We start from the raw sequence: 25,724 nt of genomic DNA on the forward strand, positions 1-25,724 counted from the left end.
ACTCATCCCTTGGCGCCCTGCGGTTCGTCGATCAGGCTGACAGACGCCGCCACGATTCGCCAGCCTTCCGGAAAGCGGATCCACGTCTGCATCTGTCGACCGACCTTACCCGGAGCCGTGTCGCGATAAAATAGCGTCGAGGCGACCGCAGTGTCGCGGCCATAGGCAGAAATCACCGTGCGCGCAGTGCGGCGCATCAATCCGACCGGCGAGCGTGCACCGCGAAAGGCCTGGATCTCGTCATAGCCGTAGAGGTTTTCGCCCATGCCGTAACGGAGCGTCCGCGGATCGTTGCGAAACAGCTCGCCAAGCACCGCCGTGTCGTTGGTCGTCAACGCCTTCTCATAGCGTGCGAAAGCGGCGCCCACTTCGGCGATGACGTCCGGCAGATCGATTTCCATGTCAGAACCCTTTTGCTGATGGAGCAGCAACGATGCCGGCCCGCTCCAGAGCATAAGCGACGCGCAGCGCGATGTCTTCCCGCCACGACGCTGCAATGATCTGCACGCCGATCGGCATCGGATCGAGCGGCACCGGCACGGCGACCACGGGGAGACCGATGAAGGAGATTGGCTGGGTGTGGATGCCGATATTGGCGCGCACGGGCAGCTCGATGCCGTCGAGCACAAAAGTCGCCTGCCCCAGCTTCGGCGCGACGCAAGGCGTCGCCGGCGCGATGATCACATCGACGTCCTTGAACAGTTCGAGCACCTTCGCGCGGTACCAGCGACGGAATTTCTGCGCGCGATCGACCAGCGGCGCCGGCACCATGGCGCCGGCCAGCAACCGGTCCCGCACCGCCGGGTCGAAGTCATTGGGACGTGTGCGCAAGCGATCCAGATGCAGCGAGGCGCCTTCAACGGTCGAGATGACATAGGCCGCCGAACGCGCGCGGGCGACCTCGGGCAGCTCGATGTCGCGTGTGACGCCGAGCGCCTTCGTGACACGCGCAACCGCCTCCTGGGCCTCCGGAAACAGGTTCTTGCGGAAGTATCCGCCGGCCGCAGCGATGCGGAGAGAGCCGATATCCTGTCCGAGCAGCGCCGTCACCGGCTCGATGGCGCGGGTTGAACACGCCGCATCCTCGGCGTCGGGTCCCTGCATGGCGTCGTAGGCCAGCGCGAGGTCCTCGACCGATCGTGCGAACGGGCCGAGATGATCGAAGCTCGCGACAAACGGAAACGAGCGCGCCCGCGACAGCCGGCCGTAAGTCGGCTTCAGGCCGAAGATACCGCAAAACGACGACGGCACGCGGATCGATCCGTTGGTGTCCGACCCCAAGGCAAGCGGCACAAGACTGCCGCCGACGGCGCCGCCGGAACCGCCCGATGAGCCGCCGGTCATCCGGGTCACGTCATGCGGATTCCGCGACGGCCCGTCATGAATATTCTCGCCCGTAAAATCATAGGCGTATTCGCCCATATTGAGCGCGCCGACCAAGACGGCGCCGGCCGCTTCCATGCGTTCGACCAGTGTCGCATCGCGGGTCGAAGCTGGACGATCGCGGTTGATTTTGGAGCCGGCGCGGGTCGGCAGGCCGGTGACATCGAACAGGTTCTTCACGGCGAATGGCACGCCTGCGAGTGGCCCAACACTTTGGCCCGCAGCAATAGCGGCATCCAGCGCCTTCGCCGTGGCGCGTGCGCGGTCGGCGGTGACATCGGTGAATGCGTTCAGGACCGGATTGTGCTGCGCGATCCGCGCGAGCGCAGCTTCGGTGATAGCGAGTGCGGAGATTTTCTTCGCGGCAACCGCCTGCGCGATGTCGGACGCCGGACGCCAATCGCCTTCGGGGGTGATAACGGGATCAAGCTGCATAGATGCTCGCCGGTTCGGTTTCATCTGGCAGCGAAAATTCGTCGACCATCTTAGCCATTTTCAGCGTCACCGCGAGATTGGCACGGACGGACGGCTTCCACGCGTCGTAGATTGGCAATTCCAACGCCTTTGCGACGGCGTCGATATAGTCATCAAGCGGTTCGGCCACGGTCCCTCTCTCGATCTGTCTCAATGAATCGGCAACGGCGGATGCGGGATCGCCGACAGCAGTTCCTTCGTATAAGCATCTTGCGGCGCATCCAGCACAGTCTCTGTCAGGCCCTGCTCGACGATCCGCCCGGTGCGCATCACGATGACACGATCGCACAGCAAACGCACCACATTCAAATCGTGCGACACGAACAAATAGCTCATTCCCATCGACTGTTTCAGGTCCTGCAACAGGTTCAGCACCACCGCCTGCACGGAGACGTCGAGCGCGGCGGTCGGCTCGTCCAGGATGATCAACTTCGGCTGCAGCGCGATGGCCCGCGCAATGCCGACGCGCGCCTTCTGGCCGCCGGACATCTGGTGCGGAAAGCGATCGAGTAATTCGAGCGGCAACCCCACCTGTCGCGCGAGGTCTTCGCATTTTGCACGCAATGCATCGGAGCCCTTGATATCGCCGAGCTGCATGATCGGATCGGCGATGGCTCGCGCCGCCGTGAAACGAGGATTCAGGCTGTCCGTGGGATCCTGAAACACCATCTGGATGCTCTTGCGCAGCGGCAGCCGCGCAAAAGAGTTCGGCGCAATCTCGCCGATCTCGTCGCCATCGAACGAGATGCGGCCCGAGGTCTTGTCGATCAGCCGCATCACCATCATCGACGTCGTCGACTTGCCGCAGCCGGATTCGCCGACAAGACCGACGCTCTCGCCATGGCCGACCGTAAAGCTGATGCCATCGACAGCACGAAACTTGTCCGGCTCGGTCGGCGGCTTGCGCGAGAACAATTTTGCCAGAGAGGCGGTTGCGCCCTGGCGCGCGTATTCCTTGACCAGATTTTCGACGGTGAGAAGGGGCTTCTGCTCCCTCTCCCCGCTTGCGGGGAGAGGGTCGGGGTGAGGGGGAATCAGAGATTCACTCGCCGGCTCCCCCTCACCCGAAGCGCTGCGCGCGTCGACCTCTCCCCGCAAGCGGGGAGAGGTAAGAAGAGCCTGCACTGGCATCGCCGCGCGTTCTTCGGCCGGCAGCAGATCGCGCAGCGAGACGCCGAGCCGGGGCGTCGCCTGCATCAGCTTCTTGGTATAGGCATGCTTCGGATTGGCGAAGATATCGGCCGACAGCGCCGTCTCGACCACCCTGCCCTTCTCCATCACCACGACACGGTCGCAATAGGCAGCGGCAAGACCGAGATCATGGGTGATCAGGATCGTCGACATGCCGCGGCTCTTGGTGAGCTCGACGACCAGATCCATCACCGCCTTCTGCGTGGTGACGTCGAGACCGGTAGTCGGCTCGTCGGCGATCAGGAGCTGCGGATTGCAGGCCAGCGCCAGTGCGATCACCACGCGCTGGCACATGCCGCCGGAGAGTTCGAACGGATAGGCGTGATAGCGCTCGCGCGGGCGTGCGATCTTGACCTGCTCCAGCGCCTCGATGGCTTTCTCCGCACGGTCTGCACTACCGGCCTGCGCATGCTGGCGCAGCACGTCCTCGATCTGATCGCCAACCTTGCGGATTGGGTTGAGCGCCGCCCGCGGATTCTGGAAGATCATCGAGATTTCGCGGCCACGCAGGTCGCGCATCTGGTTCTCGGTTGCGCCCTTGATGTCGACGCCGGAGAACATCACCGAGCCTTCGGCGATCTTGCCGGCCCGGTCGAGAATGCGCATCACCGCATAGGACGTCACCGACTTGCCCGAGCCGGACTCGCCGACGATGCCGAGTGTTTCGCCCTTGGCCACGGAGATATTGACGTGCTGCACCGCCTTGACAATGCCGCGCCGCGTGGCGAATTCGACGGTGAGATCGCTGACGTCGAGAAGCGGTTGAGCGGTCATGCCGATGTCTCCACGTGCTCGGTAGGCTCCCTCGCCCCGCCCTTGCGGGGAGAGGGTTGGGGTGAGGGGCTCTTGCGATCCGCAAACACCTGCGTTGATGGCGAGGTCGGTCCCCTGCCCCTCACCCGCCGCTCGCTACGCGAGCGTCGACCTCTCCCCGCGCAGAGCGGGGAGAGGTTAAGAAAGCGATCTGCGGAGTGTGCTTGCATCGTTACGTCCGTCGCTGCGGATCGACGATGTCGCGCAGACCGTCGCCCAGCAGGTTGAAGCAGAACACCGCGATCATCAGCGCGAGGCCGGGAAACAGTGCGATCCACCATTCGCCCGACACCATGAAGGACGCGCCTTCGGCGACCATGATGCCCCATTCCGCGGTCGGTGGGCGAACGCCGAGACCGATGAAGGAGAGGCCCGCGGCATTGAGGATCGCATAGCCCATGGTCAGCGACATCTGCACGATCATGATCGGCATGATGTTGGGCAGGATATGCACCAGCAGGATGCGCATCTCGCTATTGCCCGACAACCGGGCCGCCTGCACAAAGCCGGCCTCGCGGCGGACATTGGCCTCGGCGCGAGCGACACGCGCATAAAGCGGGAAGTTCACGATGGCGGTGGCGATGATGATGTTCTGCACGGTGTTGCCCAGCGCAGCGACGATACCCATGGCCAGCACGAACAGCGGAAAGGCCATGATCGTATCGGCAATGCGGCCGACGATGCGATCGGTCCAGCCGCCGAAATAGCCCGAGGCGATGCCGGCGAGGCCGCCCATGGCGAACACCAGGATGACCGAGGCAATCGCGATGAAGAAATCGAGCCGGGTCGCGACGATGACGCGGCTGAAAATGTCGCGCCCGAGCTGATCGGTGCCGAACCAGTGCGCCGCAGATGGCGCCTTCAACGCCTGCGCCGTGTCGCTGGCGAGCGGATCGTAAGGTACGATGTAAGGACCGAACAGCGCTGCGAACACGATCAGCACCAGCAGGCCGAATGCAAACGCCGTGACGCGGTTTTCACCGAGGATGTAACGGGTGTGTGACAGCGTCGCGGCAAAGCCGGAGGTACGCTTTGCGGGCGCAGGCTGCGACGCGGGAACGGCTTCGGAATCGACAGGCGTGACAGCGTTCATGGTTTCCCCCTCACCCTTCCAGCCGCACGCGTGGATCGATCACGCCGTAGAGAATGTCGATGATCAGATTGATCAGCACATACATGACCGCCATGGTCAGCACGAAGCCCTGCACCGGCGCGAAATCCGACGAGATCAGAGCTTCGACCGCGTAGGAGCCGATGCCCGGCCAGGCGAACACCTTCTCGACCAGCACGTTGGCACCGAGCAGGAACGAGAACGTCATCGACAAGGTGGTGATGACCGGCAGCATCGCATTGCGGAAAGCGTAAGTGACGATCACGGCGCGTGGCGACAGACCGCTGGCGCGCGCCGTGCGGACGAAGTCGGACGACAGGATCGCCAGCATCGAGGCGCGGGTCATGCGCGCGATCGGCGCCAGCGAGAAGATCGCCAAAGTTGCCGTCGGCAGGATCAACTGGTTGAAGGCGGACCTGAAGGCTTCCCAGTCACGGGCGATGAGACTGTCGATCAGATAGAAGCCGGTCACGTTGGGCGGCGTCGACGCGAACACGTCGAGACGTCCGAGCGGAGCCGGCGACCAGCCGAGCCTGAAATAGAAGACATAGACCAGCACCAGACCGGTGAAGAACACCGGCAATGACACACCGGCCGTCGTCGTCACCCGGCAGAGATGATCAATCCACGAGCCCGGCCGCGTGGCCGCGAGAATGCCGAGCGGGATGGCGATCATGACCGAGACCAGCAAACCAAGCAGCGTCAGCTCCGCCGAGGCCGGCAGGCGATTGCGAATTTCAGTCGCTACTGGTTGGCCGGTGGTCAGCGAGTTGCCGAAATCGCCTTTGGCCAGATCGGCGGTGTAGCGGAAGAACTGCTCGATCGGCGGCTTGTCGAGACCGAGCTTCTTGCGGATTTCCTCGATCGCCTGTTTGTCCGCTGACGGTCCTGCGAAATAGGCCGCGGGATCGCCGGGCAGCGCGCGCGTCAACAGGAATGTGACGATGACGACCCCGATCAAGCTCGGGATCGCGAACATCAATCGTTTGCCGATCAGGCTGAGCATGGTGCGTGCCTCGTGTTCATCGACGTAGTTGCAAACAAACTCAAGGCGCCCCCTCCCCCCTTGCGGGGGAGGGTTGGGGAGAGGGGGAGCACCAAGCGCCAGAGTTCGTGGCTCCCCCTCTCCCGGCGCTTCGCGCCACCCTCCCCCGCAAGGGGGGAGGGGACGATAGAACCGCCCCGTCATCGAACCAGGCGAGCTTCCTCGCACCCATCACATCACGCCTTCACGAGCGCGCGATAGTCGAGTCGACGGTGGAACCAGTACTGGTAGCCGGAGATGTTCTTCTGCATCGCCACGTTGACATAGGGCTGATACAGCGGGATTCGCGGCACGTCAGTGAAAGCGAGATCGACGAAGCCCTTCACGTCGGCATCGTAAGCCGCCTTATCGCCGGTTGCAGCGGCGGTGCGCGCGCCGTTGATGAACTTGTCCATCTCGGGCGACTTGTAGCTCATGGTGTTAAACACCGAATTGTCGCCGTGATAGCACCAGTAGAAGAAGTATTCGGGGTAATCGAGCCAGCCGGAGAACACGTTGGTGTAGAGCGGCATCTCCTTCTTGTTCAGCTCGGTGCGCCAATTGGCGCCGGGGATCTTGTTGATGGTCGTCTTGATGCCGATCTGGCCGAGGCTTTCCTGCACCAGCACACAGAGCGGCTCGTTGACGACGGCAAAGCCAAGATCGAATGAGATCGTGGTCTCGAAGCCATTGGGATAGCCGGCCTCGGCCAGCAGTGCCTTCGCCTTGGCCATGTCGGTATTGTATTTATGCGGCTGCGGCCACGCGACTTCGGTCGGCTTGTCGGCTGATGCGCCGTACATCGGATTGGCGAGGCCGAACAACACGGCATCGACGATCTTCTGATAGGGCAGCGCATAGGCCACGGCCTGACGCACCTTCGGATTGTCGAAGGGCGGCTTGGTGACGTTCATACCGATATACTGGATGCCGTTGGAGAACGGCAGCGACACGACATTCATCTTGCCGTTGGCCTTGATCTCCTGGAAATCCTTGTAGGGCAGTTCATAGGACATATCGGCATCGCCGCGCTCGAGCAGCGCACGCCGGTTGCCGGCCTGCGGCACCATGCGCCAGATCACGCGCTTGATCTTTGGCATCGGACCGGAGACCCAATCGTCGTTACGCTCGAGGATGACTTCGGTGCCCGCCGTCCACTTCGTCACCTTGTAGGCGCCGCCGCCTGCCGTCTGCATCTTGGTGTATTCGAGACCCCACGGATCCTTCTCGGTGGCGCTCTTCTTCACCAGTTCGGAATTGATCACACAGGGCACGATGACCGCGAGATCCGGAATCGTCAGGCGATCCTTGGTGGCGAAATCGACGCGCACCGTGTGATCGTCGACGATGACGAACTGCTCGGGCTTCTTCAGCGATCCGGCGCTCATCTGGAAGGTCGGGAAACCGCCGACGCTGACCGAACGATCCAGCGACCACTTGACGTCCTTCGCCGTCACCGGCGTGCCATCGTGAAACTTCGCGTTCTTGCGCAGCTTGAAGGTCGCCGACATGTCGCTGATGGTCATGTCCTCGGCGAGTTCGGGCTTGAACTTGTCGCGGTCGTAATAGGGCACGCCGCCGGGGCCGGCCTTCATCTCGTGGCCGATCAGGCGGTCGTAGCAATTCCAGGACACTTCATAGCCGGGCACATTGGTGCCCACGCCATGGATATCGAGGTTGTTGGGGCCGCTTTCGGAGACGATCAGCAGGGTTTCGGATCGGGCATCCGCCTTGGCGGACGAAAAGATCGCCGGACCGGAGACCATCGCGCCGGCGGCGGCGCCTGTGGCGGTTTTCAGAAAATCACGACGCTTCATTCTTGCTCTCCCCAAGGGCGCGAGTGGATCGGCTTGGGAACAGACATCGCAAACTTCGTGCCAGAGCTTAACGAACCCCTAATGCGCGCCTAGGCATCTGATAAACCTTGCATTTCTGCAACGCCTCCGACGGTCAGCATCGCCAGAGACTCAGTCACGTTGCATACAAAGATATTGATATGCATAAAATTTAGACCACTCCGCGTGCTTGCCCGGTCATTACTCGCCCGATTCCGGCTTGACATAAACGGCTCCCGCCTCCTTATTGCGAATAGTTCGCATTAGCATTCGCATCAGATCAGTAACCTTGGGGAATGGCGTGAGTTTGAGGTTGTGGGCGTCGATCACGGGAGCAGCGTGCCTCTCATCAATCTGGATTGGAGAGGCGAAGGCCCAGGAGGGGCAAACGCTGTCGGAAATCGTGGTCAGTGCCGAGCGGCAGAAGGAAGCAGACGGCTTCCAGTCCACCACTCTGCTCACGGGTGACGCCCTGCAGCGCACGACCTCCGCCTCCATCGCCGACCTGCTGGCCACCCAGCCGGGCGTTGCCGCATCGACCTTTGCGCCGGGCGCGAGCAGGCCGAATATCCGCGGCCTCGACGACTATCGCGTTCGCATTCAGGAGAACGGCATCGGCAGCCAGGACGCCTCGGATTTCAGCCAGGACCATCAGGTCCCGGTGGACCCGCTCTCCGCCGACAAGATCGAGGTGATCCGCGGTCCCGCAACGCTGCGCTATGGCAATCAAGCCATCGGCGGCGTCGTCAACGCCAGCAACAATCGTATTCCGGAAAATCTCGTGCCGGACAATTTCAGCGCGCGCATCAAGGGTGGCGGCTCCTCGGTGGATAGCAGCATCGACGGTGCGGCCAGCATCGATGCGTCAGGCAACAATGTCGCCATTCACGTCGATGCCTTCGGCCGCAGCGCCGGCGATTACAGAATTCCCGGCGGCGGCGTGCAGGCCAATACAAGGCTGCGCTCGGAAGGCCAGTCGGTCGGCAGCTCCTACATCTTCGACGGCGGCTATATCGGCACCGCGATCCAGCACATCACCAGCCTGTATCATATCCCCGGCATCGCCGAATCCGCGTCGCGGACTCGCATCGATCTCGAACAGACCAAGGTGACCAGCAAGGGCGAATGGCGCGCGCCAACCGACGGCATCGCAGCGATCCGCTATACGTTCGGCGTCAGCGACTACAAGCATGGCGAGCTCGGCATCGGCAGCAATGGTGTCGATGGCCTGCAGAACACCATCACCAACAAGGAAATCGAAGGCCGCTTCGAACTGGACCACGCCGCGGTCGCAACACCGCTCGGCGCATTGACCGGAAGCTGGGGCGTACAGGCCAGCAACCGCAAGCTCGGCACTGCAGGCCTGCTCGGCGGGCTGCTCGCTCCCACCAATACGGACACGGTCGCAGGCTTCGTGTTCGAGCAATTGCAGCTCTCGGACACACTCAAATTCCAGGCCGCAGGCCGTATCGAGAGCCTATCAGTCTCCGGCATGGCGCCAATCTTCCCCAGCAATTTCCTGCCACCACCCGACACATTTTCCGAGACCGCAGCGACACGCGATTTCACCCCGAAGAGCTTCAGCTTCGGACTGCTGAAATCACTGCCCTGGGACATGGTTGCCAATCTGAGCGTACAGCGTGCGCAGCGCGCGCCTGCCGCGCCTGAGCTTTATTCGCGCGGCTCTGACGGCGCATCCGGCACCTTCGTCATCGGCAATCCGGATCTGAAAATCGAAACCGCAGAGTCGGTCGAAGTCGGCCTGAAACGCAGCAGCGGCCAGCTTCGCTTCGAGGCGAGTCTCTACTACACGCGCTATCTCGATTTCATCTTCAAGCAGGTGACCGGCAACTTCTGCACCGACACTTTCGCAAGCTGCGGCGCGACCGGCCCACTGCTGCAAGTGGCCTACGGTCAGCGAGATGCGAACTTCCGCGGCGCCGAGTTGATGGCACAACTCGATGTGACGCCGCTCAGCGACGGCATGCTCGGGATCGACACCCAGTTCGACGTGGTCCGCGCGACCTTTGCCGATGGCAGCAATGTTCCGCGCATCGCACCGATGCGCGTGGGCGGCGGCGTCTGGTGGCGCAGCGCCGAATGGTATGCGCGCCTGGGCGTGCTCCACGCGTTCACACAGAACGATATTGCACTCAATGAAACTTCGACGGCCGGCTACAATCTGCTGAAGGCTGAGGTGAGCTATACCCACACATTCGCGAAGGTCGACGGCGGCCTGCGCGACATCACCTTCGGCGTCACCGGAGACAATCTGCTCGACGAACAGGTCCGCAACCACATCTCCTTCAAGAAGGCGGAGGTGTTGCAGCCCGGACGCGGCGTGCGGCTCTTCACGAGTATGAGATTTTGAGCCCAATGACCTTGGAATCGCTCCAGTTTGGGCCTCAACTCGGCCTCCAGAGGGCGACATCGTTCACATGCGAAGGTATTCTTCGCCATCATCTCCCATTGCAAACTTCGACCGACGGAATGCAGCCCCTATGACAAGATCCTGGTCTCCCATCGCAACTGTATTCCTGGCGGTTGGCGGAACGGCGGCGGTTCCGCAGTTTGCTGTCGCTGCGACCACGGAAGCGTTGCTTCCGCATAATCTGTCCCCATGGGGCATGTTCATGAATGCCGACATCGTGGTGAAGGCCGTGATGATCGGGCTTGCCATCGCCTCGCTGGTGACCTGGACGGTCTGGCTCGCAAAGACCATCGAACTCAACCGCGAAACGCGGTCCGCCAAACGGCGGCTCGATATACTGGAAAGCGACACGACGCTAGCCCAGGTCGAGCGCGATAGCGCCAATGCCCGCGATCCCGTGGCCCAGCTCATTCATTCGGCGGTGCGCGAGACTGCCCTCTCCCATGGACTGTTCGATGACGGCTTCAAGGAGCGCATTGCGCTTCGACTTGAGCGCGTCGAACAGGCGATGTCGCGCCGGATTTCCCGCGGCATCGGCGTCGTCGCAACGATTGGTGCGACTGCACCCTTTGTCGGCCTGTTTGGAACCGTCTGGGGCATTATGAACGCCTTCATCGGCATTTCGGAAACCAAGACCACCAACCTCGCCGTCGTCGCGCCGGGCATCGCAGAAGCCTTGCTCGCGACAGCACTCGGTCTTGTCGCAGCCATTCCGGCCGTGGTGATCTATAACCAGCTCGTTCGCAACATCACGACTTACCGTGCGCTACTCGGCGATGCCTCCGCACAGGTCATGCTGCTGATGAGCCGCGATCACGGCCGTCGCGGAATGCCGATCTCGCGGGCGGCGGAATAGATCATGGCTGCAAGATTAGGTGGACGCTCAGGCGGCGGTGACGACCTCGAGGTCAACCACGAAATCAATGTGACGCCTTTCATTGACGTGATGCTGGTTCTGCTGATCATCTTCATGGTGGCGGCGCCGCTTGCAACGGTCGATCTCGGTGTCGATCTGCCGGCAAGCGCCGTAGAACCGCAGCCGCGTCCCGACAAGCCGGTCTTCGTCACCGTCAAACCTGACCTGACGATCGCCGTCGGCGAAGACATCATCCCGCGCGATACGCTGAGCGGCACGCTGGATGCTGCGACCAAGAACAACAAGGACGAGCGCATCTTCCTGCGCGCGGACAAGGTCGTGAGCTATGGCGATCTGATGGAAGTGATGAACCTGCTGCGCAACGCAGGCTACCTCAAAATCGCACTGGTCGGCCTCGACGGACGAACCTCCGCGCCATGAACGTCTTTGCGCTACATGCGCCGACCGACAGCGTCGGTCTTCGCTGGACCGGGTCGGCGATCGCTATCGTCGCGATCCATGCCGGCCTGATCGCCGCAGGCATCTGGTGGTACCATCAACCGAACCCGCCGGGCGTTACGATGCCCACCATCATGATCGACATGGCGCCCGCCACCGCCGCGCCTGAAACGCAACCACTGGATATCGCGCCCGGCCCCGAGATGCAGCAAGCGGAAGCGCCGTCCGAGCCACCGCCCGAGCCGGTTCAGCAGAAGCAGGTCGAAGAACAGATCCCGCCGACGCCATTGATGGAGAAACCGGTCGTCGAAGCGCCGCCCGAGCAGAAGACCGAGCCGACGCCGCCCCCGCCCGAGCCCGCCAAGATCATTCCCGATCCGCCAAAGCCGGTGCCGGAAAAGCCCAAGCCGAAGCCGATACGCGCCGAGGTCAAGAAGAAGCCCAACGATACGCCAGCAGCGCCGCAGACCACCGCAGCACCGCGCGCAGAACGCATTGCGCCTGCAGCATCGGCTGCAGCGGCCGGTGCCTCGAGGGCAGCGTCTGCGTCTTACAATCAGCTCGTTCAATCACACTTGCAGCGCTTCAAGCAATTTCCCCAGAGTGCACGCACCGGTCAGTCAGGCACAGCAGTCGTCAGGATCGCCTTTACACTCGATCGCAGCGGTCGCGTGCTGTCTTCTCGCCTCCTGGGATCGTCGGGAAATCAAGCGCTCGATGCCGAAACGCTCGCCATGGTTCGTCGCGCGCAGCCATTCCCGGCATTTCCGCCGGAGAAGACCGGTGGTACGGAGGCGTTCAATGTTCCACTGCGATACGACCTTCGTTAGCAACAGCCGAAGATCGTGACGCGCCGCGACCGGGCAGATATCACTGCACCGGATTGGCGCGCTCGAACTGGCGCAGCAGTTTGTTACCGCGCTCTGCTGCAGCGTCGAGGGCCTCCTGCGCAGGCTTCTTGCCGCTGAATGCCTGCTCCAGCTCATCCTCGATGGCGTCACGGATCAGCGTGAACGAACCAAGGCGCAATCCCTTCGAATTTTCCGTCGGTGCTTTGAGCGTGATCTGCTCGATGGATTTCACGGTGCCAGGGTTGCGGTCGTAAAAACCCTGCTGGCGCGTGAGTTCATAAGCGGCGCGCGTGATCGGCAGGTAACCCGTCTTCTGATGCCAGGTCGCCTGCACTTCGGGCTGCGAAAGAAACGCAAAGAACTTCGCGATGCCCTTATATTCTTCGCGCGGGCGATCGCGCAGTACCCAGAGCGTTGCGCCGCCGATGATCGAATTCTGGGGCGCTGCCGTGACATCCGGCCAGTAGGGCATCAGGCCATAGCCGACCTCGAATTTTGCATTGGCGAGAATGTCGGCGCGGGTGCCTGACGAGCCCAGAAAAATCCCGCATTCGCTCTTCTGAAAGCGTGGCTCAGCTGCTGTCGCACGACCGCTGTAGTCGAAGACCTTGGTCTTCTGCCATTCGGCGAGTTGCGTAATATGCCGCACCATCAGCGGATTGTTGAAGGTGAGCACGGCATCCAACCCGCCAAGGCCATTGGACTTGTTCGCCACCGGAATGTTGTGGAATGCCGAGAAGTTCTCGACATTGATCCATGACGGCCAGGCCGTGGTGAAGCCGCAAACCGCACCTGCCGTCCGCAATCGCTTGGCAGCTGCGCCGAGTTCCGGCCATGTCCGCGGCGGCTCGTCCGGATTGAGCCCAGCGGCACGGAACAGATCCTTGTTGTAGTAAAGGATCGGCGTCGACGCATTGAACGGGAAGGACAGCATGTTGCCGGCCATGTCGGTGTAGTAGCCCGTAATGGCTGGCAGATAGGCTGACGGATTGAACGCCTCCGCCTGATCGCGCATCAGCTCATAGACGGGATAGGTTGCGCCTTTGGCGGCCATCATGGTGGCCGTCGCGATTTCGTTGACCTGGACGATGGCCGGCTGGCTCCGGGACCGGAAGGCAAAGATCGCCGCCGTGACGGTCTCGGTATAGTTGCCCTTGTAGACCGGAACGATGCGATAGCCCGTCTGCGTGGCGTTGAAATCCGCGGCCAGCTTTTCAACGTGCCGCCCGAGTTCTCCGGACATCGCGTGCCACCACTGAATGTCGGTGGCGCGTGCGGGCGTCGCCGTCTGGCTGACTGTCATCACGAGCGCGAGATATCCGAGCGCCGCCTTCAACTTCATTTCATTCTGCCCTTACAACGCCGTCGGCTGCCGGCCTGCTGTGCTAATCATTCTTGTTGGGAGGCCAAAGCTTCCGCCGCCCAATAAAATAATGATTCCATTATAGTTTTGATCGAAATCGCCCCGCACGGTGGCATTCACCGGACGCGATCTGCCGCAGCACTCTGTTGCGACTTCGCGGCGTTCGGTTCAATCGGGACTGCGCCAGTTCAACCAGTTGTTGCAGGTTAATAGCCAGCACCGCCTGTATTTGCTACATTGAACTGTCTCGCAACCTCAACGAAACTGTTTCAGACTAGAAAAAACGAATTGCCGGGTTGCGACGCACGGCTGTCTCACCGATTGAACCTTTCGCAAGGCCGAATGACACACCTGTGGTGACGAGCCCGCACAACGGAGTTTCTGAAGGACAGGACGAGCTGGCGGCGCGAGGCCGGACCGGCCTCGTCGCGGCTGTCCGTGCGATTCCGATCCGCTGGCGCATTTTGTCCATCGCAGCCCTGAACTCGGCGGTCGTCCTCGTCCTGGCGGGATTGATCTGGAGCGGCTCGCGGGTGTTGTCCTCCGCCTGGGACGACGTGCGCCAGGTCCGGCAGTCCGATCAGGTTCTTGCCCTGCTCGAGAGCGAGACCGGCCGGCTGCAGAACCTGATCCATCGTTATATCAATCAGCCCAGCCCCGAACTGTTCGCCGAAATCCTGCTGCTGCGCGAGGCTGTGCTTGGGACACTGAATACCCGTGCCTCGACCGACCCCATGCTGTCAGGCTCGGTCGCCGAGCTGGAGCGCGTCACCGAACGCTTCCTTAGCGGCTTCGGTGAATTGCGGACGCTTCAAACCACCATTGCCAAGACCTACGAAGAACAGGTGCTTGGGCCTGCCAAGGACATGGCGGGACTGTACTCCATCATCGAGGGCGCCACCGGCCAGCGCGACGCGCTGATCTGGCCGGCACTCGGCAAGTCGCGTGAGGCATTCACCGCGATGCTGGTCGCCGCCAACGCCTATTATCTGTCGCTGGCATCCGCCTCGGCCGAAGATGCACGCCGCAACACCGAGACGATCGAGCGTACTATCCCGGTCATGACCGACCTCGCCGACAATGATCTGCAGCGTATTGCGTTGCAGCGGCTCAAGGGACGCTCAGTTGCCCTCCGCCAGGGGCTCGCAAAACTGTCCGAACAACTCTCCAGCCGCACGGACCTGCTGCGCAATTCGATCGATGCCAGCCAGGCCGACACGATTGCTGCGATCGATGGCCTGTCCGTTAAGATGCGCCAGCGCGAGCAGTCCGCGCAGGCCACTTTCGACCGCACGCTGACGGCGATCTCCCGCAATGTCATGGTCATCGCCACGGCATTCCTCGGGCTGATCATCACCGCAGGCATCATCATCGCGCTGAGCATCCGCCTGCCGCTGCAGCAGATCATGGCCTCGATGCGCGCGATCACCTCGGGCGACTATGATCGCAAGGTGCAGGGCACCGCCGCCAAGGACGAGGTTGGCGCCATGGCCCGCGCGGTCGAGGTGTTCCGTGAGAACGCCGTCGCCAAGCGCGAAGCGGAGAACGAGCTGCGCGCGTCGAAGGAGAAGGCCGAGAGCGCCTTGCTCGAACTAAATGCCGCACAGCAGAATTTGATCGACGCCGAACGGCTGGCCGCACTTGGCGGTCTGGTCGCCGGCGTGGCCCACGAGGTCAATAACCCGATCGGCATCAGCCTCACCGTGGCATCGAGCTTCGCCCGGCGCTCGGAAATGTTCGAGGCCGAGCTGCGCTCCAATGCCCCACTGCGGCGCTCGCAACTGGAAGAATTCGTCAAGACGTCACGCGATGCGGCGCAGCAACTGGTCGCCAACCTGCATCGCGCCGGCGAGCTTATTCAGTCCTTCAAACAGGTCGCCGTCGATCGGTCCCACGCTGAACGGCGGCAATTCAGCCTCTCCGAGGCCACCGATCAGATCATCGCCAGCCTGCGCCCCGTCCTGAAGAAGGCTCCGATCACGTTGACAGTCGACGTGCCGGACGGGCTGATGATCGATGGCTATCCCGGTTCCTACGGCCAGATCCTGACCAATCTGTTCCTGAATGCGGCCAATCACGCATTCCCGGACGGCAAGCCCGGCGCCATTGCCATCACCGCCAAGCCGCGCGGCACCGACGATATCGAGATCAGCTTCTCCGACAACGGCGCGGGCATGAGCCCGGACGTCCAGCGACAGGCTTTCGACCCGTTTTTCACCACGCGCCGCAACGAAGGCGGCACCGGCCTTGGCCTCCACATCGTGTACAATCTGGTAACCCAGCAACTGGGTGGCCGGATGATGCTGGAGTCAAGATTGGGACAAGGCACGACATTTCGCATTATCATGCCGCGGGCCGCCACTGGCGCCGCCGGATCATTTGACGGGACTACGCAATGGCCGACCAGGACGATGTCCTCTACCTGATTGAAGACTCCGGTGATGTCCCGGAAGAATCCAATAACCGAAAATGGAAGATCGCGGTCATCGACGATGACCAGGCCGTGCATGAGGGCACGCGCTTCGCGCTGAGCGATTACACCCTGAACGGCCAGTCGCTGGAAATCCTGTCGGCCTATTCCGCTGCCGAAGGCCAGGCCCTGATGCGCGAGCATACGGATATCGCGGCCGTGTTGCTCGACGTCATCATGGAGACCGACGCAGCCGGCCTCGAACTGGTCGAGTTCATCCGCAACGAACTGCACAACGAAACCGTTCGTATCATCCTGCGCACCGGCCAACCCGGCCAGGCGCCGGAGCGCCGCGTCATCGTCGACTACGACATCAACGATTACAAGGCGAAGACCGAACTGACCGCCGACAAGCTGTTCACCTCGCTGACCGCGGCACTGCGCAGCTATCAGCAGCTCGAACGCATGGTGCAGACGCGGCGCGGCCTCGAAATCATCATCGACGCAGCCTCGACGCTCTATGATTTCAAGTCAATGCAGCGGCTTGCCGAAGGCGTGCTGACCCAGATTGCCTCGCTGCTGAATGTGGATTGCGCCGGCATTCTGGTGCTGCGCGATGGCGGCGTTGTCGGCGACGACTATGCCGTCCTCGCCGGATCCGGCTGCTACAGCCGCTTCATGGGTACCGCCACCGCGCAGTCGCTCGACCCGGACCTGCGCCTGATGGTCGAAGAGGCCTTCAAGCGCCGCAAGCATGATTTCGCCGACCATCGGACGGCGCTCTACATCCGCACCGGCAGCGGCCGTGAGGTTGTCGTGCTGCTGCAGGCGGAGCGGCAATTGTCGGAGACAGACCGCTCGCTGGTGGAGATCTTCGGCAGCCGATTGTCGATCGCCTTCGACAACGTGATCCTCTACCAGCAACTGCACGAGGCCAATACGCAGTTGGAAGACCGCGTGGCGCAACGCACCCGCGCCCTCATGCAGGCTAATCGCCGGCTTTCCGCGCAGTGGCTGCGGCTGCAGCGCGCCAACGGCTTCAAGAACGAGATTCTGGGCACCGTCGCCCATGACCTGAAGAATCCACTCGGCGTGATCCTCGGTCGCACCGAGATGCTGACCGAGCTGATATCCGCGGGATCGCCGAAGGAAAATATCGCCGCGCAGGTCGATCACATCCGTGACGCCACCAAGCGACTGACCTCGATGGTCGATCACCTGATCTCCGACGCCATGGCGGACGCCTTCGATATCACCATCCGCCGCGAGCCGGTCGATCTGGCGACGCTGGTCCGGGACGTCGCGGAAGCGAACCGGCCGTCTGCGGTGAACAAGCAGCAGGATCTCTCCGTCTCCGCGCCGGCTCACCACGATCTCACCATGTGCGACGCCGACCGGATGCGCGAAGCCATCGACAACCTCGTCAGCAACGCCATCAAATACAGCCCGATCGGCGGCAAGATCGCGCTACTGATCATGGGCGACGCCGATTATGTCCGCATCAGCATCAGCGACGAAGGTCCCGGCCTGTCGCCGGAGGATCTCGACCGCCTGTTTGGCCGTTTCCAGAGGCTGTCAGCCAAGCCGACCGGCGGCGAAAGCTCGACCGGCCTCGGCCTGTCGATCGTCAAACGCATCATCGACATGCATGGCGGCGAGGTGAACGCACATAGTCCTGGCCCAGGCCAGGGCGCCACCTTCACCATCCTGCTGCCAGCCACCAGTGAGGGCCTGTCATGAGCCAGAGCCCGCATATCGTTATCGTCGACGACGAAGCGCCCGCCCGTGAGATGGTGGGCGACTATCTCAAGATGCACGGCTTTGCCGTAACCCTGTGCGACGGCGGCAAGAGCCTGCGCAGCGAGATCGAGACCAAGGTGCCGGATCTCGTGGTGCTCGACCTCAACATGCCCGAGGAAGACGGGCTCTCGATCATCCGTGACCTCAAGAGCCGCATCAATGTGCCGGTGATCATGCTCACCGCCACCGCGAGCCCGATCGACCGTGTCGTCGGCCTCGAACTCGGCGCCGACGATTACATCGCCAAGCCCTGCGAACTCCGCGAATTGATGGCGCGCATCCGCTCGGTCTTGCGCCGAAGCACGCCGGTGAAAGGAGCAGCAGCAGATGCAACGCCTGCCAAGGAGAACAAGGACCATCTCGTGCGCTTCGGCACGAAATGGCTCGACCTGGAAGCGCAGGCCTTGCGTGACGACGAAGGCAACGAACATCCGCTGACGGCCTCCGAATTTGGCCTGCTCAAGGTATTCGCCGCCAATCCGAAGCGCGTGCTCTCGCGCGAACGGCTGCTCGAACTGGCCAATGCCCGGGATGCCGAGGCTTTCGACCGGGCGGTTGACCTGCGGATCATGCGAATCCGCCGCAAAATCGAACCCGATCCGACAAAGCCCGCCGTGATCCGTACAATTCGCGGCGGGGGCTATTTGTTCTCCCCGGCGGGCGAGAAGGCCTGAGCACCCCTTTTGGAATCTATCTCATTCAAGTTGCACGCATTTCACCCCTGAATGTTTCGTCGCTAACCGTGCGATGAAACAATTCTCCGGTTCCATGAAACCATTTTCCGCTTTTGAAGCAGACGCCCTGAAACCGGGGCTCCTTAACAATCCTCCCAACGAAGCCGCAACGCGGTCTCTTACGGGAGTTAGTCATGCAGAACGTCATCGCCCTCAATGCCGCCGGTCAGCAGGGTATCATTACGGCCCGCGCCACCTCGGACGAGATGCTGCTGGAGAATATCGCCAGCGGTGACCGGACGGCGATGCACACGCTTTATGCCCGGCACAATGTGCGGGTCTATCGCTTCGTTCTCCGCATGCTGCGTGATACGTCGGCGGCTGAAGATCTGGTCAGCCAGGTGTTCCTCGATGTGTGGCGGACCGCCAGCCAGTTCGAAGGCCGCTCGCAGGTCTCCACATGGCTGTTGTCGATCGCACGCTTCAAGGCACTGACCGCGCTACGCCAGCGTAAATATGAAGACATCGACCAGGACGATGTCATGGAAATCGCCGACCAGGCCGATACACCTGAGGCATCGCTCGATCGCAGCCGCACCAGCGCCATCCTCCGGGCCTGTGTCGCCAAGCTGTCGCCGGCGCATCGCGAGATCGTCAACCTCGTCTACTATCATGAGAAGTCAGTGGAAGAGGTCGCCGGCCTGATCGGCATCCCCGCGTCGACGGTGAAGACCCGCATGTTCTACGCCCGCAAGCAGCTCGCCGATCTCTTGAAGACCGCCGGCATCGACAGTATCGCAGCGTAATCTGCCGCGTTCCTTTTGCTCCAACGTTCCAGACGTCAGTTCGCGTAAACCTCCCCACCTCCAGCGACCCGGACGGGATGCCCCCTTCCGGGTCGTATTCTGTTTGGAGCTACGGCTTTGTCATCGTCGGCGGACGCACGAACTTCCGCATCGACCTGCGCAATACATCTGACAAAATTGGACAAATTGTCTACGAGTCCAACGGCGAACGCCAATGTGGGCAGATGGACAGCCTTTTCAAGACGTTGCCGAATCCGGGCGGCCAACTAACAAAGACCACGCGCAGTTTCGCCCGCGCGCTCTGCATGATAGAACACGTCCAGACTACACATGGACGGATGCAGATGTTCGAAGGCTTTGACCCTGTCATACTAGCCCGAGCGCAATTTGCGTTCACGATGTCATTTCACATCATCTTTCCCGCGTTCTCCATCGGGCTCGCGAGCTATCTCGCCGTGCTCGAAGCGCTCTGGTTGTGGACTGGGCGCGACGTCTTCCTCAACCTGTTCAATTACTGGCTCAAGATCTTCGCCGTTGCCTTCGGCATGGGCGTGGTCTCGGGCATCGTGATGTCCTACCAGTTCGGCACCAACTGGTCGGCCTTCTCCGACAAGGCAGGACCGATCATCGGCCCGCTGATGGCCTATGAAGTCCTCACCGCCTTCTTTCTCGAAGCAGGTTTTCTCGGCGTCATGCTGTTCGGACTCAAGCGCGTCGGTCCAAGGCTGCATTTCTTCGCTACGCTGATGGTCGCGATCGGCACGTTGTTTTCGGCGTTCTGGATTCTCTCGGCGAATTCCTGGATGCAGACGCCGGCCGGCTACAGCATCAATGCTGCCGGCCAGTTCGTTGCGGCCGACTGGTGGAAGGTGATTTTCAATCCGTCCTTCCCGTATCGTCTCGTGCATATGGTGCTGGCGGCCTATCTCACCACGGCTTTCGTGGTCGGCGCGGTCGGTGCCTGGCACCTGCTCAAAGATACGCGCCTGCCCGGCCCGCGCGTGATGTTCTCTATGGCGATGTGGATGGCCACATTGGTCGCGCCACTGCAGATTCTTGCCGGCGATCAGCACGGCCTCAACACGCTTGAGCACCAGCCAACCAAGATCATGGCCATGGAAGGCCATTTCGAGAGCCATCCCCATGGCGCGCCGCTGATCCTGTTCGGTCTCCCGAGCCAGGCCGAAGGCAAAGTGAACTACGCCATCGAGATACCCAAGCTCGGATCGCTGATCCTGAAGCATGATCTCAATGCGCCGATGGCCGGGCTCGATACTGTTCCGCGCGAAAACTGGCCGCCGGTGCCGGTGACCTTCTGGTCGTTCCGCATCATGGTCGGCATCGGCTTTCTGATGCTGGGGCTGGGACTGCTGAGCCTCTTCATGCGCTTCCGCGGCAAGTTCTATGAGTCGCGCTTGCTTCACAGCTTTGCGCTCGCGATGGGCCCGGCCGGCTTCATCGCCGTGCTAGCCGGCTGGGTCACCACCGAAACGGGGCGGCAACCGTTCACGGTGTTCGGCCTGCTGCGCACCAGCGACTCGGTCTCGCCGCTGGCGGCGCCAGCCGTTGCGTCGTCGCTGATCGCCTTCGCCATCGTCTATTTCCTGGTGTTCGCCGCCGGCACGATCTATCTGCTCCGGCTCATGGCCGCGCCACCCCATCATGATGAGCAAGGCCCGGCCGGCAACGTGCCGAGTCGTGCGGCGGGCATTACCCCGGCTGTGGGTGCAACCGCATCGGGGCACGCGTCATGATCGATATCGCGGTCGTCTGGGCCTTCATCATCGCCTTTGCCGTGTTCGTCTATGTCGTGATGGACGGCTTCGATCTCGGCCTCGGCATGCTGTTTCCACTGTTCCCGAAGAAGGAAGACCGTGACGTCATGATGAACTCGGTCGCCCCGGTCTGGGACGGCAACGAGACCTGGCTAGTGCTCGGCGGCGGAGGGCTGATGGCGGCGTTTCCGCTGGCCTATGCGGTGCTGATGCCGGCGCTCTATACGCCGGTGATCGTGATGCTGCTGGGGCTGGTGTTTCGCGGCGTCGCCTTCGAATTCCGCTGGCGCACCACGCGCGAGCGCAATCTGTGGGACATCGCCTTTGCCGGCGGATCGCTGATGGCCACCCTGGCGCAGGGCGTGGCGCTCGGCGCGATCCTGCAAGGCATCGTTGTCAACGGTCGCCACTATGGCGGCGGCTGGTGGGACTGGCTGACACCGTTCAGCGTCCTGACCGGCCTCGCACTGATGGCCGGATACGGCCTGCTCGGTGCCACCTGGCTGGTGTTGAAGACCGAAGGCGCGTTGCGCGATCAGGCCTATCGGCTGAGCTGGTGGCTGCTATTCGCCATGCTCGCCGCCATCGGTCTCGTCAGCATCGCGACGCCATTTCTGGATGCCGAATATGCGCGGCGCTGGTTCGCCTGGCCCAACATCATCCTGACGGCGCCGGTGCCGATCGCGGTTGCTGCCATCACAGCGCTCTTGATGCGAAGCCTCGCGGCCAAACAGGATTACCGGCCGTTCTTCCTGTCGCTGGCGCTGTTCGCGCTGTCCTATGCGGGATTGGGCATCAGCATGTGGCCCTATATCGTGCCGCGCAGCATCACCATCTGGCAGGCCGCGTCGCCCGACAACAGCCTGCATTTCATGAGCTACGGCGTCGCCGTGCTGGTTCCCATCATCCTCGGCTACACCGCCTGGGCCTATTACGTGTTTCGTGGCAAGGTTCGCGCCGGCGCGGGCTATCACTGATGACACCTGCATCGCAGCAAAAGCCCGGCTCTTTGGGCAAGCGCCCGCTGATGCAGCGCCTGTTGTGGTTTGTTGCGCTGTGGCTGGGCGGCGTCGCCAGTGTGACCCTCGTCAGCTACGTGCTGCGACTGTGGATCGCACCGAAATAGACGCGGTGACCTTTAATCAAATCGTCACCCGCGAACGGCAAATATGCGGGCGATTCACGACGTCCGCCCGCGGACTGTCGCCATGCCCGTTGATTTCATGGTTCCCGTGATTTGGCTGGGATGATACAGAATATCGGACGCGAAACCGGAGATGCCTGCGATGATCAACATCCGCCGCCTGCTTGGCTTTCAGCTCGTCGCCGCAGCCAGCCTGATGTTGTCGATCACGCAAGGCCTCGCCCAGCAACCGCGTCCGGATGTCGGCGACGAGCCCGGGCTAATTGCCGACGACTCCGTTCAGCTTGAGCCGGAATTCCAGAAGCAGATGGTGCTGTACCGCACCACCGAGGCGCCAGGCACCATCATCATCGCGACTTCCGAACGCCATCTCTATGTGGTGCAAGGCAATGGTCGCGCGCTGCGTTACGGCATCGGCGTCGGCCGCGACGGCTTCCAGTGGCAGGGCCTCTTGAAAATCTCGCGCAAGGCGGAATGGCCGGACTGGACGCCGCCGCCGGAAATGATCGCACGCCAGCCTTATCTGCCACGCTTCATGGCGGGTGGCCCGGGCAATCCGCTCGGCGCCCGCGCGCTCTATCTCGGCGCCACCGTCTATCGTATCCACGGCACCAACCGGCCTGACACCATCGGCACCGCCGTATCGTCCGGCTGCTTCCGGCTGGTCAATGCCGATGTCGCCGATCTCTACGAGCGGATCCCGGTGGGCACCAAGGTCATCGTGCGCCAGAAGCCTGAAATCTGATCTGCGCCTCGCCGCGCAGCTCTTCGATCCAGTTTTTCTCTGACATATTTTTCTCTGACGACGGGGCGGACTTCGCATGGGGATGAAGCGGACTTTCACGACCGGGCTGGCCATCGGCCTGGTGGTTGCCACTGCAGTGGCTGCGGCTGCGATCACCTATGAGCGCTACGACACCAAGACGCTGAAGCGCACCGTCAAACGTGATGCTGTACTCTGCGGCGTGAACACCGGCCTGCCCGGCTTCTCGTCCCCGGATGCGCAAGGCACCTGGACTGGCTTCGATGTCGACTTCTGCCGGGCCGTCGCCGCCGCGATCTTCAACGATCCGAAGAAGGTGACCTTCGTCCCGCTCGATGCGTCGGATCGCTTCAAGGAGCTGCAGAGCCGCAAGGTCGATATTCTGTCGCGCAACTCCACCTGGAGCATGTCGCGCGAAACCAATTACGATCTCTATTTCCCCGCCGTATCCTATTATGACGGCCAGGGCTTCATGGTGCCGAAGTCTCGCAAGATCGATTCCGCGCTGGAGCTCGATGGCAGCAAGGTCTGCGTCCAGGACGGCACCACGACCGTGCTGAACCTCGCCGACTACTTCCGCAGCAACAACATCAAATATACCGAAGTGAAATTTCCGAAGCTGGACGAAGTCCTCAAGGCCTATAATTCCGGCCAGTGCGACACCTTCACGGCGGATGCGTCGCAGCTCTATGCGCTGCGCCTGACCATGAGCAAGCCCGACGATCACCTGATCCTGCCCGACGTCATCTCCAAGGAGCCGCTGGCCCCCGTGGTGCGCCAGCGTGACGACGACTGGATGATGATCGTGAAGTGGACGCTCTACGCCATGATCAATGCCGAAGAGCTTGGCATCACCTCGAAGAACATCGACGAAGCCCTGAAGTCCAAGAAGCCCGACGTAATGCGTCTGGTCGGCACCGAAGGCGCTTATGGCGAAGACCTCAGCCTCTCCAAGGACTGGGCCGCCCGCATCATCCGCCATGTCGGCAATTACGGCGAAGTCTATGACCGCAATATCGGCGAAGGCTCGAAGCTGAAAATCCCGCGCGGGTTGAACCAGATCTGGAGCGCGGGCGGCATCCAATACGCCCCGCCGATCAGGTAGGCTGCTTCTTTCTAACCTCTCCCCGCTTTGCGGGGAGAGGTCGCCCCGGCAGAGCGCAGCGCCGCCGGGGCGGGTGAGGGGTATGGCACAAGGTCCGCGTCCATCTCGCAACTATCGGATCGAAGAATTCCACGGGAAGCTTCGGCGCCCATCATCGGAGCGATCCGATGAACTGCCGATGAGGCGCGCGTCTGCCATGCCCCTCACCCGCCGCGAAGACGCGGCGACCTCTCCCCGCAAAGCGCGGGGAGAGGTCAAGAGCGCCCGCTCTCAATAATTCTTCAGCCGCGCCAGTTGGTCCGCGTGATAATTGCTGTCCCCCAGCAATTCCTGGCAGACCCGCGCGCGCTTCATGAAGAAGCCGATGTCGAACTGGTCGGTCATGCCCATGCCGCCATGCATCTGCACGCCTTCCTGCACAGCCAGCGTCGCCGTGGTGCCGGCCTTGGCCTTGGCGACGGCAATCGCGGCCGGCGCCGTCGGTGCGCCGTCGTCGATCAGTTGCAGCGCCTTCAGCACGGCCGCGCGGGTGACTTCGATCTCGGTATAGAGATGCGCGGCGCGATGCTGCAGCGCCTGGAATTCACCGATCAGTTTGCCGAACTGCTTGCGCTCCTTGAGATAGGTCACGGTGCGGCCGAACACTTCGTCTGACAGGCCGACCATCTCCGCCGCGACAGCGCCGCGGCCGATATTCAGCACGCTGTCCAGCAATGCGCCGCCCTGATCGACATCGCCAAGCACGCTGTCGGCAGTCACTTCGACATTCTCGAATGTGATCCGCGCTGCATTGTGTGAATCCACCATCGCTGTGCGCTCGAGCGCGATACCCTTGGCCTTCGGATCGACCAGAAACAGCGTGAGGCCGTCGCGCTCACCCGGCGCACCTGCACTGCGCGCCGCGACGATCAGGAGATCGGCGGTGTGGCCATCGACGACAAAGGCCTTCGCGCCGTTCAGCTTGAAGCCATTGCCGGAGCGCGCGGCCTTCATCGCCGTTTGCAGCGGACGATGCTTCGCGCCTTCGTCGATGGCCAGCGCCGCCAGCAGCGCGCCAGTGGCGATTTTTGTCAGGTATTCCGACTTCTGCGCGTCGCTGCCCCGATTCAGCGCCGAGACGCCCAGCACAGCCGTGGAGAAGAATGGCGACGGCATCAGCGTGCGGCCGATCTCTTCCATCACGACGCCGGCTTCGACGGCGCCGAGCCCGCTGCCGCCGAACGCGTCCGGCACCAGCAATCCGGCAAATCCCATCTCGGAAAACGCGCGCCAGTAGTCGCGCGAGAACCCGGTCGCATCCTTGGCATCGCGCAGCTGCCGGAAATGACTGACCGGCGCCTTGTCGCCGATAAAGCCGCGAGCGCTGTCGCGCAGCATGGTCTGTTCTTCGTTAAGGAGGAGAGGCATGGGTGTGATCCAATGATGAGGCGGTCTGGCGACCAAATTGATCCTAGCT

The 25,724-nt window shown here is 62.2% G+C and carries 22 protein-coding genes; 13 read left to right on the plus strand and 9 right to left on the minus strand.

The features are described 5' to 3' along the window. Nucleotides 1-2: 2 nt before the first annotated feature. From hpxZ to AB8A50_RS19655, 7 genes are all read right to left on the minus strand, one after another. The gene (gene hpxZ / locus AB8A50_RS19625) at nucleotides 3-401 is read right to left on the minus strand and encodes an oxalurate catabolism protein HpxZ (RefSeq protein ID WP_120287485.1); all 399 of its coding nucleotides are present in this window, start codon (nucleotides 399-401) and stop codon (nucleotides 3-5) included. A gap of 1 nt (nucleotide 402) precedes the next feature. Next, the gene (locus AB8A50_RS19630) at nucleotides 403-1,818 is read right to left on the minus strand and encodes an AtzE family amidohydrolase (protein ID WP_439078665.1); all 1,416 of its coding nucleotides are present in this window, start codon (nucleotides 1,816-1,818) and stop codon (nucleotides 403-405) included. Beyond that, nucleotides 1,808-1,987 carry a DUF4089 domain-containing protein gene (locus AB8A50_RS19635; protein ID WP_439078666.1) on the minus strand — a complete coding sequence of 60 codons (180 nt, stop codon included), beginning with the start codon at nucleotides 1,985-1,987 and terminating at the stop codon, nucleotides 1,808-1,810. The genes AB8A50_RS19630 and AB8A50_RS19635 overlap by 11 nt, the downstream gene beginning before the upstream one ends. Nucleotides 1,988-2,007: 20 nt before the next feature. Further along, complete coding sequence (locus tag AB8A50_RS19640; protein ID WP_439078667.1) at nucleotides 2,008-3,822, minus strand: dipeptide ABC transporter ATP-binding protein; 1,815 nt, start codon at nucleotides 3,820-3,822, stop codon at nucleotides 2,008-2,010. A gap of 211 nt (nucleotides 3,823-4,033) precedes the next feature. Further along, nucleotides 4,034-4,954: an ABC transporter permease gene (locus tag AB8A50_RS19645; protein WP_089263508.1), complete on the minus strand. Its 921-nt coding sequence runs from the start codon at nucleotides 4,952-4,954 to the stop codon at nucleotides 4,034-4,036. 10 nt (nucleotides 4,955-4,964) lie between these two features. Then, nucleotides 4,965-5,978 carry an ABC transporter permease gene (locus AB8A50_RS19650; RefSeq protein WP_439078668.1) on the minus strand — a complete coding sequence of 338 codons (1,014 nt, stop codon included), beginning with the start codon at nucleotides 5,976-5,978 and terminating at the stop codon, nucleotides 4,965-4,967. Nucleotides 5,979-6,193: 215 nt separating this feature from the next. Further along, nucleotides 6,194-7,813, minus strand: coding sequence for an ABC transporter substrate-binding protein (locus AB8A50_RS19655; RefSeq protein ID WP_439078669.1), 1,620 nt, complete (start codon nucleotides 7,811-7,813; stop codon nucleotides 6,194-6,196). Between the two features lie 319 nt (nucleotides 7,814-8,132). On the opposite strand from AB8A50_RS19655, the gene AB8A50_RS19660 reads away from it, so the two are divergent. The 4 genes from AB8A50_RS19660 (at nucleotide 8,133) to AB8A50_RS19675 (ending at nucleotide 12,407) form a co-directional block, all read left to right on the plus strand. After that, nucleotides 8,133-10,202 (plus strand): TonB-dependent receptor, encoded by a 2,070-nt coding sequence (locus AB8A50_RS19660; RefSeq protein WP_439078670.1) that lies wholly within the window; start codon nucleotides 8,133-8,135, stop codon nucleotides 10,200-10,202. 130 nt (nucleotides 10,203-10,332) lie between these two features. Continuing rightward, nucleotides 10,333-11,118 carry a tonB-system energizer ExbB gene (gene exbB / locus AB8A50_RS19665; RefSeq protein ID WP_120287491.1) on the plus strand — a complete coding sequence of 262 codons (786 nt, stop codon included), beginning with the start codon at nucleotides 10,333-10,335 and terminating at the stop codon, nucleotides 11,116-11,118. Between the two features lie 3 nt (nucleotides 11,119-11,121). Then, a complete protein-coding gene (gene exbD / locus AB8A50_RS19670) occupies nucleotides 11,122-11,559 on the plus strand; it encodes a TonB system transport protein ExbD (protein WP_089263503.1) in 438 nt (145 codons plus the stop codon). Next, nucleotides 11,556-12,407 (plus strand): energy transducer TonB family protein, encoded by an 852-nt coding sequence (locus tag AB8A50_RS19675; protein WP_439078671.1) that lies wholly within the window; start codon nucleotides 11,556-11,558, stop codon nucleotides 12,405-12,407. The genes exbD and AB8A50_RS19675 overlap by 4 nt, the downstream gene beginning before the upstream one ends. A 40-nt stretch (nucleotides 12,408-12,447) precedes the next feature. Here AB8A50_RS19675 and ugpB read toward each other — a convergent pair whose 3' ends face one another. Further along, the gene (gene ugpB, locus AB8A50_RS19680) at nucleotides 12,448-13,770 is read right to left on the minus strand and encodes a sn-glycerol-3-phosphate ABC transporter substrate-binding protein UgpB (protein ID WP_439078672.1); all 1,323 of its coding nucleotides are present in this window, start codon (nucleotides 13,768-13,770) and stop codon (nucleotides 12,448-12,450) included. Between the two features lie 419 nt (nucleotides 13,771-14,189). Here ugpB and AB8A50_RS19685 point away from each other — a divergent pair, with 419 nt between their 5' ends. The 9 genes from AB8A50_RS19685 to AB8A50_RS19725 all read left to right on the plus strand — a co-directional run bounded on the left by AB8A50_RS19685 (nucleotide 14,190) and on the right by AB8A50_RS19725 (nucleotide 24,268). Then, nucleotides 14,190-16,217 (plus strand): sensor histidine kinase, encoded by a 2,028-nt coding sequence (locus AB8A50_RS19685; protein ID WP_244528146.1) that lies wholly within the window; start codon nucleotides 14,190-14,192, stop codon nucleotides 16,215-16,217. Beyond that, nucleotides 16,187-17,941 (plus strand): ATP-binding response regulator, encoded by a 1,755-nt coding sequence (locus AB8A50_RS19690; protein WP_439078673.1) that lies wholly within the window; start codon nucleotides 16,187-16,189, stop codon nucleotides 17,939-17,941. The genes AB8A50_RS19685 and AB8A50_RS19690 overlap by 31 nt, the downstream gene beginning before the upstream one ends. Then, nucleotides 17,938-18,675 carry a response regulator gene (locus AB8A50_RS19695; protein ID WP_093757614.1) on the plus strand — a complete coding sequence of 246 codons (738 nt, stop codon included), beginning with the start codon at nucleotides 17,938-17,940 and terminating at the stop codon, nucleotides 18,673-18,675. The genes AB8A50_RS19690 and AB8A50_RS19695 overlap by 4 nt, the downstream gene beginning before the upstream one ends. Nucleotides 18,676-18,869: 194 nt before the next feature. Continuing rightward, nucleotides 18,870-19,481, plus strand: a complete 612-nt coding sequence (locus AB8A50_RS19700) for a sigma-70 family RNA polymerase sigma factor (RefSeq protein ID WP_093757615.1) — start codon at nucleotides 18,870-18,872, stop codon at nucleotides 19,479-19,481. 344 nt (nucleotides 19,482-19,825) lie between these two features. After that, the gene (locus tag AB8A50_RS19705) at nucleotides 19,826-21,235 is read left to right on the plus strand and encodes a cytochrome ubiquinol oxidase subunit I (protein WP_093758177.1); all 1,410 of its coding nucleotides are present in this window, start codon (nucleotides 19,826-19,828) and stop codon (nucleotides 21,233-21,235) included. Then, on the plus strand, nucleotides 21,232-22,233 hold the full coding sequence (gene cydB / locus AB8A50_RS19710; protein WP_093757616.1) for a cytochrome d ubiquinol oxidase subunit II: 1,002 nt from the start codon (nucleotides 21,232-21,234) through the stop codon (nucleotides 22,231-22,233). The genes AB8A50_RS19705 and cydB overlap by 4 nt, the downstream gene beginning before the upstream one ends. Further along, a complete protein-coding gene (locus AB8A50_RS19715) occupies nucleotides 22,233-22,382 on the plus strand; it encodes a DUF2474 domain-containing protein (RefSeq protein WP_089263496.1) in 150 nt (49 codons plus the stop codon). Before cydB ends, AB8A50_RS19715 begins: the two co-directional genes overlap by 1 nt. 160 nt (nucleotides 22,383-22,542) lie before the next feature. Beyond that, nucleotides 22,543-23,145, plus strand: a complete 603-nt coding sequence (locus AB8A50_RS19720) for a L,D-transpeptidase (protein ID WP_089263709.1) — start codon at nucleotides 22,543-22,545, stop codon at nucleotides 23,143-23,145. Nucleotides 23,146-23,227: 82 nt separating this feature from the next. Continuing rightward, a complete protein-coding gene (locus AB8A50_RS19725) occupies nucleotides 23,228-24,268 on the plus strand; it encodes an amino acid ABC transporter substrate-binding protein (RefSeq protein WP_086936948.1) in 1,041 nt (346 codons plus the stop codon). Between the two features lie 270 nt (nucleotides 24,269-24,538). On the opposite strand, the gene AB8A50_RS19730 is transcribed toward AB8A50_RS19725, so the two are convergent. Next, complete coding sequence (locus AB8A50_RS19730; RefSeq protein ID WP_439078674.1) at nucleotides 24,539-25,675, minus strand: acyl-CoA dehydrogenase family protein; 1,137 nt, start codon at nucleotides 25,673-25,675, stop codon at nucleotides 24,539-24,541. Nucleotides 25,676-25,724: the final 49 nt, after the last annotated feature.

This window comes from Tardiphaga sp. 841_E9_N1_2 (assembly GCF_051811065.1).
GTDB classification, from domain to species: Bacteria; Pseudomonadota; Alphaproteobacteria; order Rhizobiales; family Xanthobacteraceae; genus Tardiphaga; species Tardiphaga robiniae.

Excerpts from the sequence above, each read along its gene's own strand:
- AB8A50_RS19650 (WP_439078668.1), bottom strand. The coding sequence starts at position 5,978 with ATGCTCAGCCTGATCGGCAAACGATTGATGTTCGCGATCCCGAGCTTG.
- exbB (WP_120287491.1), top strand. The coding sequence starts at position 10,333 with ATGACAAGATCCTGGTCTCCCATCGCAACTGTATTCCTGGCGGTTGGC.
- AB8A50_RS19725 (WP_086936948.1), top strand. The coding sequence starts at position 23,228 with ATGAAGCGGACTTTCACGACCGGGCTGGCCATCGGCCTGGTGGTTGCC.
- AB8A50_RS19640 (WP_439078667.1), bottom strand. The coding sequence starts at position 3,822 with ATGACCGCTCAACCGCTTCTCGACGTCAGCGATCTCACCGTCGAATTC.
- AB8A50_RS19705 (WP_093758177.1), top strand. The coding sequence starts at position 19,826 with ATGTTCGAAGGCTTTGACCCTGTCATACTAGCCCGAGCGCAATTTGCG.
- AB8A50_RS19690 (WP_439078673.1), top strand. The coding sequence starts at position 16,187 with ATGGCCGACCAGGACGATGTCCTCTACCTGATTGAAGACTCCGGTGAT.
- hpxZ (WP_120287485.1), bottom strand. The coding sequence starts at position 401 with ATGGAAATCGATCTGCCGGACGTCATCGCCGAAGTGGGCGCCGCTTTC.
- ugpB (WP_439078672.1), bottom strand. The coding sequence starts at position 13,770 with ATGAAGTTGAAGGCGGCGCTCGGATATCTCGCGCTCGTGATGACAGTC.
- cydB (WP_093757616.1), top strand. The coding sequence starts at position 21,232 with ATGATCGATATCGCGGTCGTCTGGGCCTTCATCATCGCCTTTGCCGTG.
- AB8A50_RS19695 (WP_093757614.1), top strand. The coding sequence starts at position 17,938 with ATGAGCCAGAGCCCGCATATCGTTATCGTCGACGACGAAGCGCCCGCC.
- AB8A50_RS19645 (WP_089263508.1), bottom strand. The coding sequence starts at position 4,954 with ATGAACGCTGTCACGCCTGTCGATTCCGAAGCCGTTCCCGCGTCGCAG.
- AB8A50_RS19630 (WP_439078665.1), bottom strand. The coding sequence starts at position 1,818 with ATGCAGCTTGATCCCGTTATCACCCCCGAAGGCGATTGGCGTCCGGCG.
- AB8A50_RS19720 (WP_089263709.1), top strand. The coding sequence starts at position 22,543 with ATGATCAACATCCGCCGCCTGCTTGGCTTTCAGCTCGTCGCCGCAGCC.
- AB8A50_RS19700 (WP_093757615.1), top strand. The coding sequence starts at position 18,870 with ATGCAGAACGTCATCGCCCTCAATGCCGCCGGTCAGCAGGGTATCATT.
- AB8A50_RS19715 (WP_089263496.1), top strand. The coding sequence starts at position 22,233 with ATGACACCTGCATCGCAGCAAAAGCCCGGCTCTTTGGGCAAGCGCCCG.
- AB8A50_RS19730 (WP_439078674.1), bottom strand. The coding sequence starts at position 25,675 with ATGCCTCTCCTCCTTAACGAAGAACAGACCATGCTGCGCGACAGCGCT.
- AB8A50_RS19655 (WP_439078669.1), bottom strand. The coding sequence starts at position 7,813 with ATGAAGCGTCGTGATTTTCTGAAAACCGCCACAGGCGCCGCCGCCGGC.
- AB8A50_RS19675 (WP_439078671.1), top strand. The coding sequence starts at position 11,556 with ATGAACGTCTTTGCGCTACATGCGCCGACCGACAGCGTCGGTCTTCGC.
- exbD (WP_089263503.1), top strand. The coding sequence starts at position 11,122 with ATGGCTGCAAGATTAGGTGGACGCTCAGGCGGCGGTGACGACCTCGAG.